Source organism: Stenotrophomonas sp. PS02297, from assembly GCF_029959705.1.
Lineage (GTDB): Bacteria > Pseudomonadota > Gammaproteobacteria > Xanthomonadales > Xanthomonadaceae > Stenotrophomonas > Stenotrophomonas nitritireducens.
The window spans coordinates 1-16,062 of sequence record NZ_JASCOS010000084.1 but is presented as its reverse complement, the minus strand read 5'-3'; the positions used below and the strand labels follow the sequence as shown (position 1 = coordinate 16,062).

The 16,062-nt window shown below is 68.7% G+C and carries 11 protein-coding genes, 3 tRNA genes and 1 pseudogene; 4 read left to right on the top strand and 11 right to left on the bottom strand.

Annotated elements, in window-relative coordinates; all coding sequences use genetic code 11:
- Positions 1 to 226: pseudogene (locus tag QMX80_RS14195) on the bottom strand (hypothetical protein); the annotation flags it as partial.
- A 61-nt stretch (positions 227 to 287) separates the two neighbouring features.
- Positions 288 to 3,647 carry a TonB-dependent receptor gene (locus tag QMX80_RS14190; protein WP_282277702.1) on the bottom strand — a complete coding sequence of 1,120 codons (3,360 nt, stop codon included), beginning with the start codon at positions 3,645 to 3,647 and terminating at the stop codon, positions 288 to 290.
- Positions 3,648 to 3,822: 175 nt separating this feature from the next.
- Here QMX80_RS14190 and QMX80_RS14185 point away from each other — a divergent pair, with 175 nt between their 5' ends.
- The 4 genes from QMX80_RS14185 to dxs all read left to right on the top strand — a co-directional run bounded on the left by QMX80_RS14185 (position 3,823) and on the right by dxs (position 9,147).
- Positions 3,823 to 4,299, top strand: coding sequence for an LEA type 2 family protein (locus QMX80_RS14185; RefSeq protein ID WP_055769593.1), 477 nt, complete (start codon positions 3,823 to 3,825; stop codon positions 4,297 to 4,299).
- Between the two features lie 37 nt (positions 4,300 to 4,336).
- Positions 4,337 to 6,127, top strand: a complete 1,791-nt coding sequence (locus QMX80_RS14180; RefSeq protein WP_282277701.1) for an acyl-CoA dehydrogenase C-terminal domain-containing protein — start codon at positions 4,337 to 4,339, stop codon at positions 6,125 to 6,127.
- Positions 6,128 to 6,204: 77 nt separating this feature from the next.
- Positions 6,205 to 6,870, top strand: coding sequence for an HNH endonuclease (locus tag QMX80_RS14175; RefSeq protein ID WP_273084094.1), 666 nt, complete (start codon positions 6,205 to 6,207; stop codon positions 6,868 to 6,870).
- Between the two features lie 366 nt (positions 6,871 to 7,236).
- Positions 7,237 to 9,147, top strand: coding sequence for a 1-deoxy-D-xylulose-5-phosphate synthase (gene dxs / locus QMX80_RS14170; protein WP_282277700.1), 1,911 nt, complete (start codon positions 7,237 to 7,239; stop codon positions 9,145 to 9,147).
- Positions 9,148 to 9,595: 448 nt separating this feature from the next.
- Here the strand turns inward: dxs and QMX80_RS14165 are convergent.
- The 9 genes from QMX80_RS14165 to QMX80_RS14125 form a co-directional block, all read right to left on the bottom strand.
- Positions 9,596 to 9,669 (bottom strand) — tRNA-Cys (locus tag QMX80_RS14165).
- 78 nt (positions 9,670 to 9,747) lie between these two features.
- Positions 9,748 to 9,823 (bottom strand) — tRNA-Gly (locus QMX80_RS14160).
- A gap of 183 nt (positions 9,824 to 10,006) precedes the next feature.
- Positions 10,007 to 10,082: transfer RNA gene (locus QMX80_RS14155), tRNA-Gly, on the bottom strand.
- A 50-nt stretch (positions 10,083 to 10,132) separates the two neighbouring features.
- A complete protein-coding gene (gene pgsA / locus QMX80_RS14150) occupies positions 10,133 to 10,747 on the bottom strand; it encodes a CDP-diacylglycerol--glycerol-3-phosphate 3-phosphatidyltransferase (protein ID WP_055769729.1) in 615 nt (204 codons plus the stop codon).
- A 7-nt stretch (positions 10,748 to 10,754) separates the two neighbouring features.
- Positions 10,755 to 12,602 (bottom strand): excinuclease ABC subunit UvrC, encoded by a 1,848-nt coding sequence (uvrC, locus tag QMX80_RS14145; RefSeq protein ID WP_282277696.1) that lies wholly within the window; start codon positions 12,600 to 12,602, stop codon positions 10,755 to 10,757.
- A complete protein-coding gene (locus QMX80_RS14140; RefSeq protein WP_282277694.1) occupies positions 12,599 to 14,014 on the bottom strand; it encodes a hypothetical protein in 1,416 nt (471 codons plus the stop codon). The genes uvrC and QMX80_RS14140 overlap by 4 nt, the downstream gene beginning before the upstream one ends.
- Entirely contained in the window at positions 14,011 to 14,499 is a 489-nt protein-coding gene (locus QMX80_RS14135; RefSeq protein ID WP_282277691.1) for a low molecular weight protein-tyrosine-phosphatase, read from the bottom strand. Before QMX80_RS14135 ends, QMX80_RS14140 begins: the two co-directional genes overlap by 4 nt.
- A complete protein-coding gene (gene kdsB / locus QMX80_RS14130) occupies positions 14,496 to 15,269 on the bottom strand; it encodes a 3-deoxy-manno-octulosonate cytidylyltransferase (RefSeq protein ID WP_055769737.1) in 774 nt (257 codons plus the stop codon). Before kdsB ends, QMX80_RS14135 begins: the two co-directional genes overlap by 4 nt.
- Positions 15,270 to 15,552: 283 nt before the next feature.
- A partial coding sequence (locus QMX80_RS14125; protein WP_282277688.1) for a tetraacyldisaccharide 4'-kinase occupies positions 15,553 to 16,062 on the bottom strand: 510 nt, incomplete at its 5' end.

The following is a 16,062-nucleotide window of genomic DNA, read 5'->3' as shown; positions in this document are numbered from 1 at the left end:
CCCCCCCCCCCCCCCGCCCCCCCCCAAACCCCGCGGGGGGGGGGGGGGGGGGCGGGGCCCCCCCCCCCCCCCCCGCCGCCAGGATGGCGTAGGTCTCCTGGATCACGTCATCCACGTCCTGGTGCACCGGCAAGCGCCGCTGCAGCCAGGCGCGCAGCGTCGGCTCGCAGGGCAATACGTGCTCGGCGAGCCACAGCGAACGCTCCGCCGCCAGTGCCGCCGTCATGGCGACACCCCGGCGATGCCCGGCACGGGCCGGGCGCTTCCACGGGCGGTACGGCGGTTCATCAGAACGCCTTGGTCACGTTGACGTACCAGTACCGCGGATAGGCCTGGTACACCGCCGAGGAATAGCCGAATCCGTCGCTGGAGATCGGCGGACGCTTGTTGGCCAGGTTGTTGGCGCCCACCTTCAGCGACAGCCCGTCCATCCAGCCGTCGCCCTTGAGGTCGTACTTGACGAAGGCATTGGCCAGCGTCTGCGACTTCACCGTCCACGGCGTGCCGTCGGCCAGCACCAGGCCGTTCTCCACGAACGAGCTGCTGTAGCGCGCGCTGGCGCCCACCGACAGCTGCTGGTAGCGCCAGGTCAGCGTGCCGGACCACTTCCACTGCGGGTTGCCGCCATTGCCGATCAGGTTGCCGCCGCCGGTCACCCGGATCGAGGGGTCGACCAGGCCGGAGGCCTTGGCGTCTTCCAGCGCCTGCAGCGCCGGCGAACGCTGGCGGTAGAACTCGATCAGGCGGGTGCCGTTGACCGATACATCGAACCGGCCGGCGCGGGTTTCCGGCGAGGCCCAGCTGAAGGTGTAGTCCACGCCGCGCACGGTCTGCGGCTCCAGGTTGACGTACTGGTCCTTGACGTAGAGCACCTTGCCGGCGGCATCCAGGCCGGTACCGGCGAAGCGCGCGATGTCGTCGGCGGTCGGGTCGGCGCGTACCACGTCGGCGTTGCTGCCGCCCTGCTGGCGCAGCACGTAGTCCAGGATCAGCGCGTTGCCTTCGCCGAACAGGCCGATGATGCCTTCCTGCTCGTACCTGTAGTAGTCCACGGCGAAAGTGAAGCGGCCGAAGTCTTCGGGAATGAACTGCGGCTGGAACACGATGCCGGCGCTGGTGTTGGTCGAGGTCTCCGGCTTCAGGTCCGGGTTGCCCGAACGGCGCGCGGTGGTCGAGGCGGTGTAGCCCTTGCAGGCGGCCATCGACGCCTGCGCGCCGCTGCGCACATCGGCCAGGCACTGCACCCAGTCGGTACGGCTGTTGGAACGGCTGACCATGGTGGCGTTGACCTGCTCCAGGTTCGGCGCACGGAAGCCCTTGGCCCAGGACGAGCGCACGGTGAGGCCGTCGATGATCTGCCAGCCCATCGCCAGCTTCGGCTTGGCGACGCTGCCGAAGTCGTTGTAGCGCTCGGCGCGGCCGGCCACCTGCAGGTCCAGCGACTTGACCAGCGGGATGCCCATCGACGGCGACACCAGCGGCACCGAGAATTCGGCGAACACGCCGGCGACGGTACGCGAACCATAGGTGTCCGGGGTCGGGCTGACGCCGTACATGTCGCTGGGATACTGGATGCCGGTGATCGCGTCGGTGAAGGTCAGTGAACCATCGACGTGCGCGTCGCGGTCGTCGCGCTGGGTCTCATGGCGCACTTCCACGCCGGTCGCCATGCCGACGTCGCCGGCCCAGGTGCGGAACAGGTCCGGGCGCGAAGCCTTGAAGTCCCACAGGTACAGCTGGGTCTCGCTCTGGCGCTTGGCCTTGTAGAAGAACGAATCCAGCTTGCTCCAGTCGTTGCAGCCGCCGCAGAACGGGTTGTAGGCCGCCGACGTCGAATTGGCCAGCGCCTGCTGGAACGAGGTCATGCTCACCGCGTCCTGGGTGTCAACCACCTTGGCCCTGGAATAAAGCGCCGCGCTCTCCCAGTCGAAACCGAAGTGGAAGCCGCGCAGGCCGGCCAGCGCGCGCATCTGCGTGTTCTTGACCTCGATCCGGGTCGGGCGCTCGAAGCGGTAGCTGGTGATCGTCACCGGCAGGCCGTCCGGACCGATGTTCAGGCCCTGCAGGCGGTTCGGGTTGAGCGTGCCGTCGGGCAGGTACATCGCCCCGAACGGGTTCCAGTAGTTGCTGGCGGCCACCGTCATCGGCAGCGAGGAGATCGTGTTGACGCCGTTCTGCAGGCTGTAGGCGCGCGAACCATACAGGCCGGCTTCGCTGAACAGCGACAGGCCGTTCTCGAAGTCGTGCTTGCCGGTGGCGAACAGGTTGATGCGGCGCACGTCCGGCGCGATCGACACCGGGTACATCGACTGGTGGTTGTCGCGCAGGTTGGCATCGGCGCCCGAAGTGGCCTTGCTGCCGGACTGCACGCACAGGCCCTCGCCGATCGTCGTGGCGCAGTTGCCGTTGCTGGTCGGCTTGACATGGAACGCGCCGGCGGCGGTGGTCAGCCAGGTACCGTTCTGCGACACGCGCGGCCCGTTGGCGGTGAAGTTGCCCCACGGGCTGTTGGTGTTGCGGTTGTCCACGCCCGCCAGGCCTTCGTACGGCGTGCCGGCGAAGTCGTCGATGCGGTTGCCGCTGCGGGTCCAATCCTGGTCCAGCGAGTTCAGGCCGGTGGTGTTGTAGTAATTGAAGGCGACGGTGACGTTGGAGCGCAGGTCTTCGGAGTTCTTGCCCCACATGCCATTGACCGATACGTCGCTCAGATTGGTGCCCTCGCCCACGCCCTTCTGCACGCTGAGGGTGCCGCCATCCATGTCGTCGCGCAGCACGTTGTTGACCACCCCGGCCACCGCGTCGGTGCCGTAGATCGCCGCGGCGCCATCGAGCAGGACCTCGACCCGGCGCAGGTTCGCCACCGGCACGGTGTTGGCGTTGTAGGTCAGCACCGGCACCAGGTTGCCGTCGGCCTGGCTGGTCGGGTGCACCACGGTGCGGCGGCCGTTGATCAGCAGCAGGGTGTTGCCCACGCCCAGGCCGCGCAGGTTGACCGAGGCGATGTCGCCGCGCGCATAGTTGGAGCTGTTGCCGCCATTGGTGCCGCTGAAGGAGACATTGCCCATCTGCGGGATGGAACGGTACAGGTCGTCGCCGGAGACCGCGCCGGTGGCTTCGATCTGTTCGGCCTGCAGCGTGGCCACCGGCAGGATCGCCGCCGACTTGCTGCCCTTGATCTGGCTGCCGACCACGGTGACCTGGTCCAGCGTGTTCACCGGGCCGCTGGCCGGCGCCTCCTGCGGCGCCGGGGCCACCGGCTCGGACGGGGCCGTCTGCGCAACGGCCAGGCCACCCAGCCCGCCGAGCGAGGCCAGCAGCGGCGCAGCGGCGCGCAGGGTGATGGTGCGGCCGTCGTCGGATGCGACGGTGAGCCCGGTGCCGTCGAGCAGGCGGCTCAGCGCCTGCCGCGGGTCCATCTGTCCCTTCAGTTGCCCGACCTCGATCCGCCCCTCCCCGCCCATCGCGGCCGGCGCGATGATCTGCAGGCCCGCCTGGCGGGCGAATTCAGGCAGCACCTCTTCGATGCGGCCGCCCTCGATATCGAACTGCGGCGGTGCGGCGAGCGCCGGCATGGCCACGCACAGCGCCACGGCGGCCAACCCGCCACGGATCGCGCTTGCCAGCGGCAACAACTTGAATGAACGCATTGATGAACCCCTCTCCGGTATATGCGAATGCGGTGACGTTGTCGGTCTCCTGACATGCCTAGATGAGCCTGCGGAAAAGTTCCGCCATCGGCCGCACCGCCGCGCCCCCGGCCACGCCCGCCATACGGCGTAGTATCCTTTGGACGATCCCTCCGGACCCCGAGGACCGAGCAGTATGCGTTTTCGCCCACAGTACGTCCTGACCGCAGTTCTCAGCCTCGCCCTCGCCTCCTGCGGTGGCGGCGTGGTGAAACGGGTTTCCGAGCCCGCCGCCGGCATCCAGCAGCTCACCGTCGGCAACGACGGCAACTGGGACGTGGAGCTGCGCCTGCGCAACTACAGCTCGATGCCGATGCGCTTCGACGACGTGTCCCTGAAGATGAAGGTCGGCGACGAAACCGCCGGCACCCTGGTTGCCGCCCCGGGGCTGTCCATCGGCCCGGAATCGGCCGATGTGGTCAAGATCCGCCTGCAGCCCGCCTCGCCGGCCCGCATCGTCATGGCCGACGCCCTGGCCGGCGGCCGCTCGCTGTTCTACGAACTGGAAGGCACGGTCAAGGCCACGCCCGAAGAGAAGAAGCAGCGCAGCTTCGAGGTGAACTCCCGCAACAGCCTGAACCAGGCGCCGGGCCTGCCCGGCGTGCTGCGCTGATCCGCCACCCCTTTCCGTTTCATCCGAGATCGCACCGATGAGCAACTACAAGGCCCCCATTACCGACCTCCGTTTCGCCCTGCACGACGTGCTCAAGGCCGAGTCCCTGTTCGCGGCGATGGGCCATGCGGACGCCAGCGCCGACGTCATCGACGCCGTGCTCGAGGAAGCCGGCCGCTTCAGCGCCAGCGTACTGGCGCCGCTGAGCGCCGTGGGCGACGAGAACGGCTGCACGCTGGACAAGGCCACCGGCGAGGTCACCACCGCGCCGGGCTTCAAGGAAGCCTATGCGCAGTTCGTCGAGGGCGGCTGGACCGGCCTGACCGCGGCGCCGGAGTTCGGCGGCCAGGGCATGCCGGAAACGCTGGGCATGGCGCTGAGCGAGATGACGTCCTCGGCCAACCTGGCCTGGAGCCTGTTCCCGATGCTGTCGCACGGCGCGGTCGAGGCGCTCAGGCACTACGGCCAGGACTGGCAGAAGGAAGCCTTCCTCAAGCCGCTGGTGGCCGGCCACTGGACCGGCACCATGTGCCTGACCGAACCGCATGCCGGCACCGACCTGGGCCTGCTCAAGACCCGCGCCGAGCCCAATGCAGACGGCAGCTACGCCATCACCGGCACCAAGATTTTCATCACCGCTGGCGAGCACGACATGAGCCAGAACATCATCCACCTGGTGCTGGCCAAGCTGCCCGACGCCCCTCCGGGGCCGAAGGGCATCTCGCTGTTCGTCACGCCCAAGTACATGGTCGACCGCAATGGCGCCATGGGCGGGCGCAACGCGCTGCGCTGCGGCGCGCTGGAGCACAAGATGGGCATCCATGGTTCGTCCACCTGCGTGATGAACTTCGACGGCGCCCAGGGCTGGCTCGTCGGCGAGCCGCACAAGGGCCTGCAGGCGATGTTCGTGATGATGAACTCGGCCCGCCTCGGCGTCGGCGTGCAGGGGCTGTCGCAGTCCGAGCGCGCCTGGCAGGGCGCCCTCGCCTATGCCCGCGAACGCCTGCAGTCGCGCGCACCGAAGGGCGCGCAGCTGGCGGACAAGCCTGCCGACCCGATCATCGCCCAGCCCGACGTGCGCCGCATGCTGCTGTCGATCAAGTCGCTGACCGAGGGCGGGCGCCTGCTCGCCGCCCACGCCTATACCCAGCTCGACACCGCGCAGAGCGCTGGCGACGCACAGGCGCGCGCCGATGCCGAGACCCTGGTCAGCTTCCTCACGCCCATCGTCAAGGCCTGCCTGACCGAGTGGAGCATCGAGAACACCTACAACGCGCAGCAGTGCTTCGGCGGCCACGGCTACATCGCCGAGCACGGCATGGAGCAGCTGGCGCGCGACGCCCGCATCACCACCCTGTACGAAGGCACCACCGGCATCCAGGCGCTGGACCTGATCGGCCGCAAGACCGCCGTATCGCAGGGCGCGGGCCTGAAGCTGTTCCTGGCCGAGATCGAGGCGTTCATCGCTGCCAACGCCGACAACCCCGCCGTGGCCGAGTTCCTGCCGGTGCTGGGCGCACGGGCCAGGGAATGGGGCGAGCTGACCATGGGCGTACTGCAGCGCGCCGCCGCCAACCCGGAAGAGCTCGGCGCGGCCAGCTGGGACTACCTGTTCTACAGCGGCTATGTCGCCCTTGCCTACTGGTGGGCGCGCGCCGTGGCCGCGGCGCAGGAGTCCGGCCATCCGCAGGCCTTCAAGCAGGCCAAGCTGGAAACCGCGCGCTTCTACTACGCGCGCATCCTGCCGCGCACCCTGGCCCATGCCGCCAGCATGGAAAGCGGCGCCGAGCCGCTGATGACCATGGACGCCGCGCGCTTCGGCGAGTGAGACCGACCCGGCCGCCATCGACGATGGCGGCCGGGTTTACACAAACTGTCATGCTTCGTGTATAAGCTGTTTTCCCGATGGAGACAGACACTACACCGCGTGGTCTGATCGATACTGGAGTCGCCGCATCCGCTCCGGACGCGGAGTTTTCGCTCCCGCCCTCCCTGCACCGCCTCGGCTCCGTGCGACTGCTGTCGCTGGACGCTCACGGCCGCGTGCTCGACTGGATCAACTGGCAGGAAGCCTCCTGCCTCTACGCGCGCGGCGCGGTGGCCTGGACCCTGGGCGATCCCTGCCTGCATGTGCACGGCGCCATCAACCGCGCCAGCGGACTGCGCAGCGGCCTGGACCTGCACCCGATCATCGCTTCGCGCGGCCACGCCCGCTCGCGCGCCCTCGACCCCACGCCCAACCTCACCAACACCGCGCTGTTCGCCCGCGACGCGCAGCTGTGCCTGTACTGCGGCCAGCAGTTCAGTCGCCCGCACCTGACCCGCGACCACGTGATGCCGCTGTCCAAGGGTGGCCGCGACATCTGGGAAAACGTGGTCAGCGCCTGCTTCCAGTGCAATTCGCGCAAGAGCAACCGCACCCCGCAGCAGGCCAACATGCCGCTGCTGGCCGTGCCCTACCGGCCGAGCTGGATCGAACACCTGATCCTGTCCAACCGCAACATCCTCGCCGACCAGATGGCCTTCCTGAAGGCGCAGCTGCCGAAGAAGGCGTTGCGGCGCAGCGCCTGATCCCACGCAAGGCCGCCCGGCGCATGGCCGGCCCCCGCGCAACCCGCCGGCGCACATCGACGCGTGGTGCGTCACTGGAAGATCGCAAGCGCGCCCATTCACCCTCGCGGCCAGCGCGCATTCCTGAAGGCACGACTGCCGAAAAAGCAGTGCGGCGCGGCGCCTGGCCCACGCGACGGAAGGATGTCTTGGCGCAGGCGCGATGCACGGGAAACGGGCTTCCGGCGGAGTCGTTCGTGCCGCAAGCTGAACCATGCCCCCGTTCCCTTGCCCGGAATCCTCATCGGCCGCTCACGCAACCGGCGGTTTGCTTGCCCCACCCCGGAATGGGGGCGAAAATACCGGTTCGGCTGAAATACGAAGAAAATGATCGACTCCGTCCGCTATCCGCGCCTGTCGCGCATCCAGACCCCGCACGACCTGCGCGCGTTCGATGAAACCGAACTGCCCGCGGTCGCCGGTGAACTGCGCGATTACCTGATCGAATCCGTGGGCCGGAGCGGCGGCCATTTCGCCGCCGGGCTGGGCGTGATCGAACTCACCGTCGCCCTGCACTACCTCTACGACACCCCGGTCGACCAGCTGGTGTGGGACGTGGGCCACCAGACCTACCCGCACAAGATCCTGACCGGCCGCCGCGACACCATCCACACCGTCAAGCAGAAGGACGGCGTGGCGCCATTCCCCAAGCGCGAGGAAAGCGAGTACGACACCTTCGGCGTCGGCCATTCCTCGACCTCGATCTCCGCCGCGCTCGGCATGGCCATCGCCCGCCAGCGCCAGGGCGACGAGCGCAGGACGGTGGCGGTGATCGGCGACGGCGCGATGACCGCCGGCATGGCGTTCGAGGCGCTGGCGCACGCCGGCGGCATGGACGAGGAGCCGAACGTACTCGTCGTGCTCAACGACAACAACATGTCCATCTCCGAAGCGGTCGGCGGGCTGACCAAGATGCTCGGCCGGGCCACCGCCAGCCGCACCCTCAATGCGCTGCGCGAGGGCGGCAAGAAGATCCTCGGCGACAAGCGCCACAGCCCGCCTGCGCGCTTCGTCAAGCGCTGGGAAGAACAGTGGAAGGGCATGTTCGTGCCGTCCACCGCATTCGAGCAGATGGGCTTCCATTACACCGGTCCGATCGATGGCCACGACCTGCCGCTGCTGCTGTCCACCCTGAAGACCCTCAAGGGCAAGAAGGGACCGCACCTGCTGCACATCATGACCACCAAGGGCAAGGGCTACGAGCCGGCCGAAGGCGACCAGATCGGCTACCACGCCGTCGGCCCGTTCGACCCGAGCAAGGGCCTGCCGGTCAAGAGCGCGCCGAAGAAGCCGACCTACACCGACGTGTTCGGCGACTGGCTGTGCGATGCCGCCGCCGCCGAGCCGCAGTTGATGGGCATCACCCCGGCGATGCGCGAAGGCTCGGGCCTGGTGCGCTTCAGCCGGGAATACCCGCAGCGTTATTTCGACGTGGCCATCGCCGAGCAGCACGCGGTGACCCTGGCCGCGGGCATGGCCACGCAGGGCGCCAAGCCCGTCGTGGCGATCTACTCCACCTTCCTGCAGCGCGCCTACGACCAGCTTGTACATGACGTCGCGGTCCAGGACCTGGATGTGCTGTTCGCCATCGACCGCGCCGGCGTGGTCGGCCCGGATGGCGCCACCCATGCCGGCAACCTCGACCTGAGCTTCCTGCGCTGCGTGCCGAACATGGTGGTGATGGCGCCGGCCGACGAGGCCGAATGCCGGCAGATGCTCAGCACCGGCCTGCAGTACAAAGGCCCGGCGGCGGTGCGCTATCCGCGCGGCACCGGCCCGGGCGTCGCGCCCGGCGTGGACCTGTCCACCCTGCCGGTCGGCAAGGCGCAGTTGCGCGCACAGGGCCACCGCCTGGCCATCCTCGCATTCGGCTCGACCGTGGCCGCCGCCGAACAGGCCGGCCGCGAACTCGGCCTGAGCGTGGTCAACATGCGCTTCATCAAGCCGCTGGACCGGGCCATGCTGCTCGACCTCGCGCGCACCCACGAAGGCTTCGTCACCGTCGAGGACAACGTGGTCGCCGGCGGCGCCGGCTCGGGCGTGTCCGAACTGCTCAACGCCGAAGCCATCCTCATGCCGGTGCTGCACCTGGGCCTGCCGGACAGCTTCCAGCACCACGCCAGCCGCGAGGACCTGCTGGCCGAAGCCGGCATCGACGCTGCCGGCATCCGCGGCGCGATCCTCAGGCGCTGGCCGGACCTGCGCAACGCCTCCGCCCCGATGAGCGCCACCGGCTGACACACCCTCTCCTGCGGGGGAGGGTTGCTACTGCTGGAAAGGGCGGCTACCCATTGCAGCCATCGGCCCGGACGTCCCGGGGATGCGCCCTTCCAGCATGACCACCGGCACTGCGGAGCGAAAACCCGCCACTGCGGGTTGATCCGTGATGCGATGCACCTGGAAGCACATGTCGCCTGGATCCACCGGGCGCGGATCACGCGTGTCCGTTCTGCACGTTCTTGCCATGCTGCCGACCGTGTTGCCGGCATGGCTCCGCTCAGGACTTCCTGAAGGTCTATCGAGCGCCGTGGCACGCGGCCATCAAGCGGCAGGGCGCCGCGCCTTTCCCGGGTCATGACGAAGAGAATCCTGCCCTCGCCCGCCCACAAGTCGTGAACAGCCGTCAGAACATGCAATGGATTCTGCAATCGAAAAAGAAAAAGCCCTGAATGATCAGGGCTTCAAATGGAGGCCTGGGTCGGAATCGAACCGGCGTACGCGGATTTGCAATCCGCTGCATAACCACTCTGCTACCAGGCCACAATCTTTTCGATTGTACAGGAGGAAAAACTTCTTCCCGATATGAAAAAACCCCGCTTGCGGGGCCTTTTCCTTATCTGGAGCGGGAAACGAGACTCGAACTCGCGACCTCAACCTTGGCAAGGTTGCGCTCTACCAACTGAGCTATTCCCGCTTGTGGAGCCGTGCATTCTACAGACTTCGTAGGTGTTGCGCCAGCTTTTTTAACAACTTTCTTCACGCTCTCCGGAGGCTTCCGGCCGTCCGGGGGATACCGGGTGCAGTCGCCAAACTGCTCGATATCCATGAGGTGAATCCCTGATGCCGCTCCGTTGAAAACCCGGAAACTTCATCGATCTGGAGCGGGAAACGAGACTCGAACTCGCGACCTCAACCTTGGCAAGGTTGCGCTCTACCAACTGAGCTATTCCCGCTTGGGAGGCGAAATTCTACATGCAATCGCCTGCCTGTCAACAGCCTTGTTTCATCTTTTTTTCGACTGCGAGCGCGCGGCGATTTCATCCTCGCGCAGGCTCGGCCATGCAGCGCGCAGATACTGCACTGCGGACACCAGCGTCAGCAAAGCGGCGATCGCCAGCATCCAGTCGCCGATGTGGAATATCGGCCAGCCCATCCAGATGCTCGCCACCGGCGTCTTCGGCGATACCGAATAGAGCAGGCACAACAGCGCGATCATCTGCGCGGTGGTCTTGATCTTGCCGATCATCGCCACCCGCACCTTGGCGCGCTGGCCGATCTCGGCCATCCATTCGCGCAATGCGGACACCGCGATCTCGCGGCCGACGATCACCGCGGCCCAGAACGCCATCCATGCGGTCGGGTGCCCCTGCACGATCAGGAACAACGCCACCGCGACCATCAGCTTGTCCGCCACCGGGTCGAGGAAGGCGCCGAACGCCGAATGCATCTGGTAGCGGCGCGCGACCCAGCCATCGAGCCAGTCGGTGATCGCCGCCAGGCCGAACACCGCCGCCGAGGCGAAGTTGGCCCAGGTGTAAGGCAGATAGAACACCAGCACCAGCACCGGGATCATCACGATCCGCAGCAGTGTCAGCCAGGTGGGTACGGTCAGGGTCATTACAGCTTTACTCCGCTGCCGGATCCGGGATCGACAGTCCGTGAAGGTTAGCGTAGATGCGCGTTGCAAGGGCGGCATTGATGCCTTCCACGCGCGCGATCTCGGCTTCGCCGGCGGCCTTCAATCCGGCCAGTCCGCCGAAATGCTTGAGCAGGCTGGCACGGCGGCGCGGGCCGATGCCGGGGATATCCTCCAGCCGGCTGGTCATGCGCGCCTTCTGCCGGCGCCCGCGATGCCCGGTGATCGCGAAACGGTGCGCTTCGTCACGCACCTGCTGGATGAACTGCAGCGCAGGCGATGCCGCGCCGGGGCGCAGCTCGCGCCCGTCCGGCAGTACCAGCGCCTCATGGCCGGCGCGGCGCTCCACGCCCTTGGCCACGCCGACCAGCAGCACGCCTTCGACGCCGAGATCGGCCAGTGCCGCCTGCGCCTGCGCGAGCTGTCCGGCGCCACCGTCGATCAGCAGCACGTCGGGCAGCACGCCCTGCTCTTCCACCGCGCGGCGGAACCGGCGGTCGATGGCCTGGCGCATGGCGGCATAGTCGTCGCCCGGCTCGATGCCGCTGATGTTGTAGCGCCGGTACTGCGCACGCACCGGGCCGGCCGCGTCGAACACCACGCAGGAGGCCACCGTCGCCTCGCCCATGGTGTGGCTGATGTCGAAACATTCCACGCGCTTGACCGGCTCGGCCAGGCCCAGCAGCTCGCGCACGGCCTCGCTGCGCGCATGCTGCGCGCCACGGCTGTCCAGTTCGCTGGCCAGGGTGATCTGCGCGTTGCGGCTGGCCAGCTCCACGTAGCCGGCGCGCTCGCCGCGCACGTTCCACTTCAGCGCGACCCGGCGCTCGGCCGCGGTGGTCAACGCGGCTTCGATCATCTCCGCGTCGGGAATCCCGCGATCCAGCAACACCTCCGGCGGCGGTGCGTGCTCGACGTAATACTGCGATACGAAAGCGGCCAGCACTTCCTCGGCGCTGTCCTCGCCGTTGGTGCGCGGAAAGAAGGCCCGCGTACCGAGATTGCGGCCATCGCGGAACGCCAGCAGCATCACGCAGGCGCTGGCGCCCTGCATCGCGCAGGCCAGCACGTCGAGGTCGGCCGCGCGGCCGTCCACGTACTGCCGGTTCTGCATGCTGCGCAGCGAGGCCACCAGATCGCGCAGGCGCGCGGCGCGCTCGAATTCCAGCGCGTCGCTGGCCTGCTGCATGGCCTGCACCAGCTCGTCGGCGAGCTGGTCGCTCCTGCCCTCGAGGAACAAGGCCGCGCGCCGCACCGATTCGTCGTATTCGGCCTGCGCCACCAGTTCCACGCAGGGCGCGCTGCACCGGCCGATCTGGTACTGCAGGCATGGGCGCGAACGGTTGCGGAACACGCTGTCCTCGCAGCTGCGCAGCTTGAACAGCTTGTGCATCAGGTTCAGCGTCTCGCGCACCGCGCCCACGCCCGGATACGGGCCGTAGTAACGCCCCGGCACGGAACGCGGACCGCGGTGCAGGGCGATGCGCGGCCATTGCTCGCGGGTGAGCAGCACCTGCGGATAGGTCTTGTCGTCGCGCAGGGAGACGTTGTAGCGCGGCGCCAGCGATTTGATCAGCTGGTTCTCCAGCAGCAGCGCCTCGGCCTCGGTGCGGGTGACGGTCACGTCCATCCGCACCACCTGCGCGAGCATCATCATGATGCGCCGGCTCTTCGGCGAGCCGTTGAAATAGCTGCCGACGCGCTTGCGCAGTGCGCCGGCCTTGCCGACGTACAGCAGCGTGTCGTCGGCCGCGTACATGCGATAGACGCCCGGCGCCGTGCTCAGTGCTGCCGCATACGCCTTGCCGTCGAACCCGCTTGTCGCCGCTGCGCTCATTCCTCGATCGGCACGTGGCCCAGTTCGCCGCTCACCGGGTCGAAACGCAGGATGGCGTGCGCGTCGGTCTCGGCGATCCACACCGCGCCGGCGGCCACCGACAGCGCGGCCGGACCATGCAGGCGCCGCGGCAGGTTGACCGTGGACAGGTCGCCGCCGCCCAGGCGCAGCATGCGCAGGCAGCCGTTGCCGGCGTCGGCGATCCACAGCAGCGGCGATTCGCTGCCCATGGCGATCGCCTGCGGATACTGAAGATGCGCGCTGACGCGCGGCCCGTCGGTATTGCCGAATTCCCACGGCCCCTGCCCGACCAGCGTCTGCACAACGTCGCCACGCAGCTGCACCGAACGGATCGCCGAGCCCAGCGCGTCGCAGACGTACAGCACCTGCTGCACCGCCACCACGCCGCAGGGCTGGGCGAACGCGGCCAGGTGGCCGCCACCGTCGCGCACTTCCATGGCACCGGCGCCCGCGCGCCAGCGCAGCGAACGGATGCCCAGGTCGTAGCTCCAGATATGGTTGTCGCCGGCCATGGCGATGTGCAGCTGGTTGTCGGCGATGGCGATATCCAGCGGGTGGTTCAGCGGACTGTCCCAGGGCTGCGCCAGCACGCCGGCCACCGGATCGCCGGCGCGGCCGGTGCCGCACAGGGTATCCACCTGCCCGCTGGGCAGGTGGATGCGGCGCAGCGCGTGGTTGCCGGTGTCGGCGACATAGAGCATCTCGCGCTCCAGCGCCAGGCCGTGCGGCCGGTTGAAGGCCGCCTCACCCGCAGGGCCATTGACCAGGTCCGCGCTGCCCACGCCGAACTGGCGCAGCACGCGGCCGTTGTGGGTGCACTCCAAGATGCGGTGGTGACCGGTGTCGGCGACATAGAGCCGATCGGCGCTTGCCACCAGCCCCGCCGGGAAACGCAGCGGCAGGCGCGGTTCCACATTGGTTTCCGGGACCGCGCGGAGATCCTCGTCCAGCGGTCGCGCCAATCCCTCGCACAGCGCGTTGAGGCAGCGCTCCAGGTCGCCCGCCGCGCCGACCAGGCGCTCGCGCTCCTGGCCATGCGCGTCGATCAGCAGCAGGGTCGGCCATGCCTCGATGCCGAACCGGCGCCAGGCCTCCCACTGCGCGTCCAGCAGGATCGGCGCGGTGACCCCATGGCGGCGCAGCAGCTTCAGGGCAGGCTGCGGTTCGCGTTCGAAATCGAAGCGTGGGACCTGTACCACCAGCAGCTGCAGGCGCCCGGGATTGCGCGCCTGCCACTGCAGCACCTCGAGCAGCCGCTGCACGCACCAGACCGAGGCGGCATTGACGAAGGCCAGCACCAGAGGACGGCCCGCGTGGTCCTGCAACGTGGAAGGCACCGCGTTGAGCCAGGTGCCGGACTTGGGAAGATCCATCGCGGGCTGAGCGTTCATGGGCCGATTATGCCGGAGTCGGGCCGCGCCGACAGGCGCTGCACCACCGCTTCGGCAGCGGCCTCCAGCAGCGTCCAGCTGTGCTCGAAATCCGTGTCGTCGCCGTAATAGGGATCCGGCACCACGCTGGCGGCGGTGATGCCGGCCCAGGGCAGCAGCAACGCGGCCCGTGCGCGCGCCTCGGGTGGCGCCAGCGCCAGGGCATCGTCCAGATTGTCCGGGTCCGCGCACAGGATATGGTCGAAATGCAGGAAATCGGCGGGCTGCAGCTGGCGCGCACGCAGACCGGAGATATCCACGCCGTGACGACGCGCGCAGGCCACGGCCCGCGGGTCCGGTGGCTTGCCGTGGTGCCAACCGGCGGTGCCGGCCGAATCCACTTCGATCCGCCCGGCCAGCGGCGAGCGCTCGATCCGGGCGCGCAGGGCACCCTCGCCCATCGGCGAGCGGCAGATGTTGCCCAGGCACACCACCAGCAGCTTCACCGGCCTTCCTCCAGCCGCGCGGCGGCATGCGCGAGGTCTTCCGGGGTATCGATGCCCGGCGGGAACGGCTCGGGCGACAGCGCGACGGCGATGCGGAAACCCGCCTCCAGCACGCGCAGCTGTTCCAGCGATTCGATCTGCTCCAGCGTGCCCGGCGGCATCGCCGCGAACTGCTGCAGGAAGCCGGCGCGATAGCCATAGATGCCGATATGGCGCAGCCATTGCGCCTGCGGCAACTGCGCCGTCGATCGGGCGAAGGCATCGCGGTGCCAGGGAATCGGCGCGCGGCTGAAGTACAGCGCGTCTCCCTGCGCGTTGCGCACCAGTTTCACCACGTTGGGATCGAACAGTGTCCGGGCGTCCTCCACGGGCGTGGCCAGGGTCGCCATCGGCGCGCCGCTGGCCGCCAGCGTCGCGGCGACCGCGCGGATGCCCGCCGCCGGCGCGAACGGTTCGTCGCCCTGCAGGTTGACCACGATCGCCTGCCCGTCCCAGCCGGCCTGGCGTGCGCACTCGGCCAGGCGGTCCGTGCCCGAGGCATGGTCCTGGCGCGTCATCGCCACGCGTATGCCATCCAGGCCGTCGAGCGCATCGGCGATCCGCCGGTCGTCGGTGGCCACCCATACCTCGCGGGCGCCGGCGGCCAGGGCGCGCCGCGCCACGTGCACGACCATCGGCTGCCCGCCCAGCAGGGCCAGCGGCTTGCCCGGCAGGCGGGTGGACGCATAGCGCGCCGGGATCGCCACAACGAATTCAGGAACCGCGTTCATCTGCACTCCTTGCCCGTTCCGGGCAGAACTTGGTGGTTCCCCTCCGCGCGACGGCCGCAGGCGGCACCGCCGGAGAGAAAGACCGGATGAGGATAAGGGCTGGGGCCGTGGCGACATATGGCGGCGCGGCAAGGCGTCGCGCGGATTCGCATTTGCCCTCGCACGCTGGCGGGGGCCGGTCTTCCGTAGCGGGCCTGGCAGCCCGCATCACGGCCCGCGCATCCGGCGCTGCGCGCGGATCCGGCACGCAGCGTCCGCATCGGGCGCGCCTGCCGCAGAAGGATCACGCCCGCGCCAGCTTGCCCAGCCGGTCCAGCAGCGCGACCCAGAACGCCGCGGGCAGTTCGGCCTGCAACGGCACCGCGTAGTGCCAATCGGTGGCGAACGCCCTGCACTTCACCGCGTCCTTCTCGGTCATCAGCACCGGCAGCTCGCTGCCGAAGGACAGGTCCGACGCCTGATAGCGATGGTGATCGGCGAACGCATGCGGCACCACGCCGATGCCGCGGGCGCGCAGCATCTGAAAGAAACGCTGCGGATGGGCGATGCCGGCCACGGCATGCACGCGCTGGCCGGCGAATCCCTGCAGCGAGCGCTCGCGCCCGCCACGCAGCGGGCGGGCGCTGTCGATGCGCAGCCGCATCGCCCATTCGCCGAAACCGGAAGCCGACGGCGCCTGTTCGGCGTCGCTGGCCTGCCCCTGGTTGATCACCCGGAAATCGCAGTCGCGGGCCCGCGCCCCCGGCTCGCGCAGCGGGCCCGGCCGGCGCCCCCCGGCCCTGGCGGAAACCCC

Bases quoted from the DNA above. Each gene is read 5' to 3' on its own strand.
- QMX80_RS14190 (WP_282277702.1), bottom strand. From the start codon at position 3,647: ATGCGTTCATTCAAGTTGTTGCCGCTGGCAAGCGCGATCCGTGGCGGG.
- QMX80_RS14185 (WP_055769593.1), top strand. From the start codon at position 3,823: ATGCGTTTTCGCCCACAGTACGTCCTGACCGCAGTTCTCAGCCTCGCC.
- QMX80_RS14180 (WP_282277701.1), top strand. From the start codon at position 4,337: ATGAGCAACTACAAGGCCCCCATTACCGACCTCCGTTTCGCCCTGCAC.
- QMX80_RS14175 (WP_273084094.1), top strand. From the start codon at position 6,205: ATGGAGACAGACACTACACCGCGTGGTCTGATCGATACTGGAGTCGCC.
- dxs (WP_282277700.1), top strand. From the start codon at position 7,237: ATGATCGACTCCGTCCGCTATCCGCGCCTGTCGCGCATCCAGACCCCG.
- pgsA (WP_055769729.1), bottom strand. From the start codon at position 10,747: ATGACCCTGACCGTACCCACCTGGCTGACACTGCTGCGGATCGTGATG.
- uvrC (WP_282277696.1), bottom strand. From the start codon at position 12,602: ATGAGCGCAGCGGCGACAAGCGGGTTCGACGGCAAGGCGTATGCGGCA.
- QMX80_RS14140 (WP_282277694.1), bottom strand. From the start codon at position 14,014: ATGAACGCTCAGCCCGCGATGGATCTTCCCAAGTCCGGCACCTGGCTC.
- kdsB (WP_055769737.1), bottom strand. From the start codon at position 15,269: ATGAACGCGGTTCCTGAATTCGTTGTGGCGATCCCGGCGCGCTATGCG.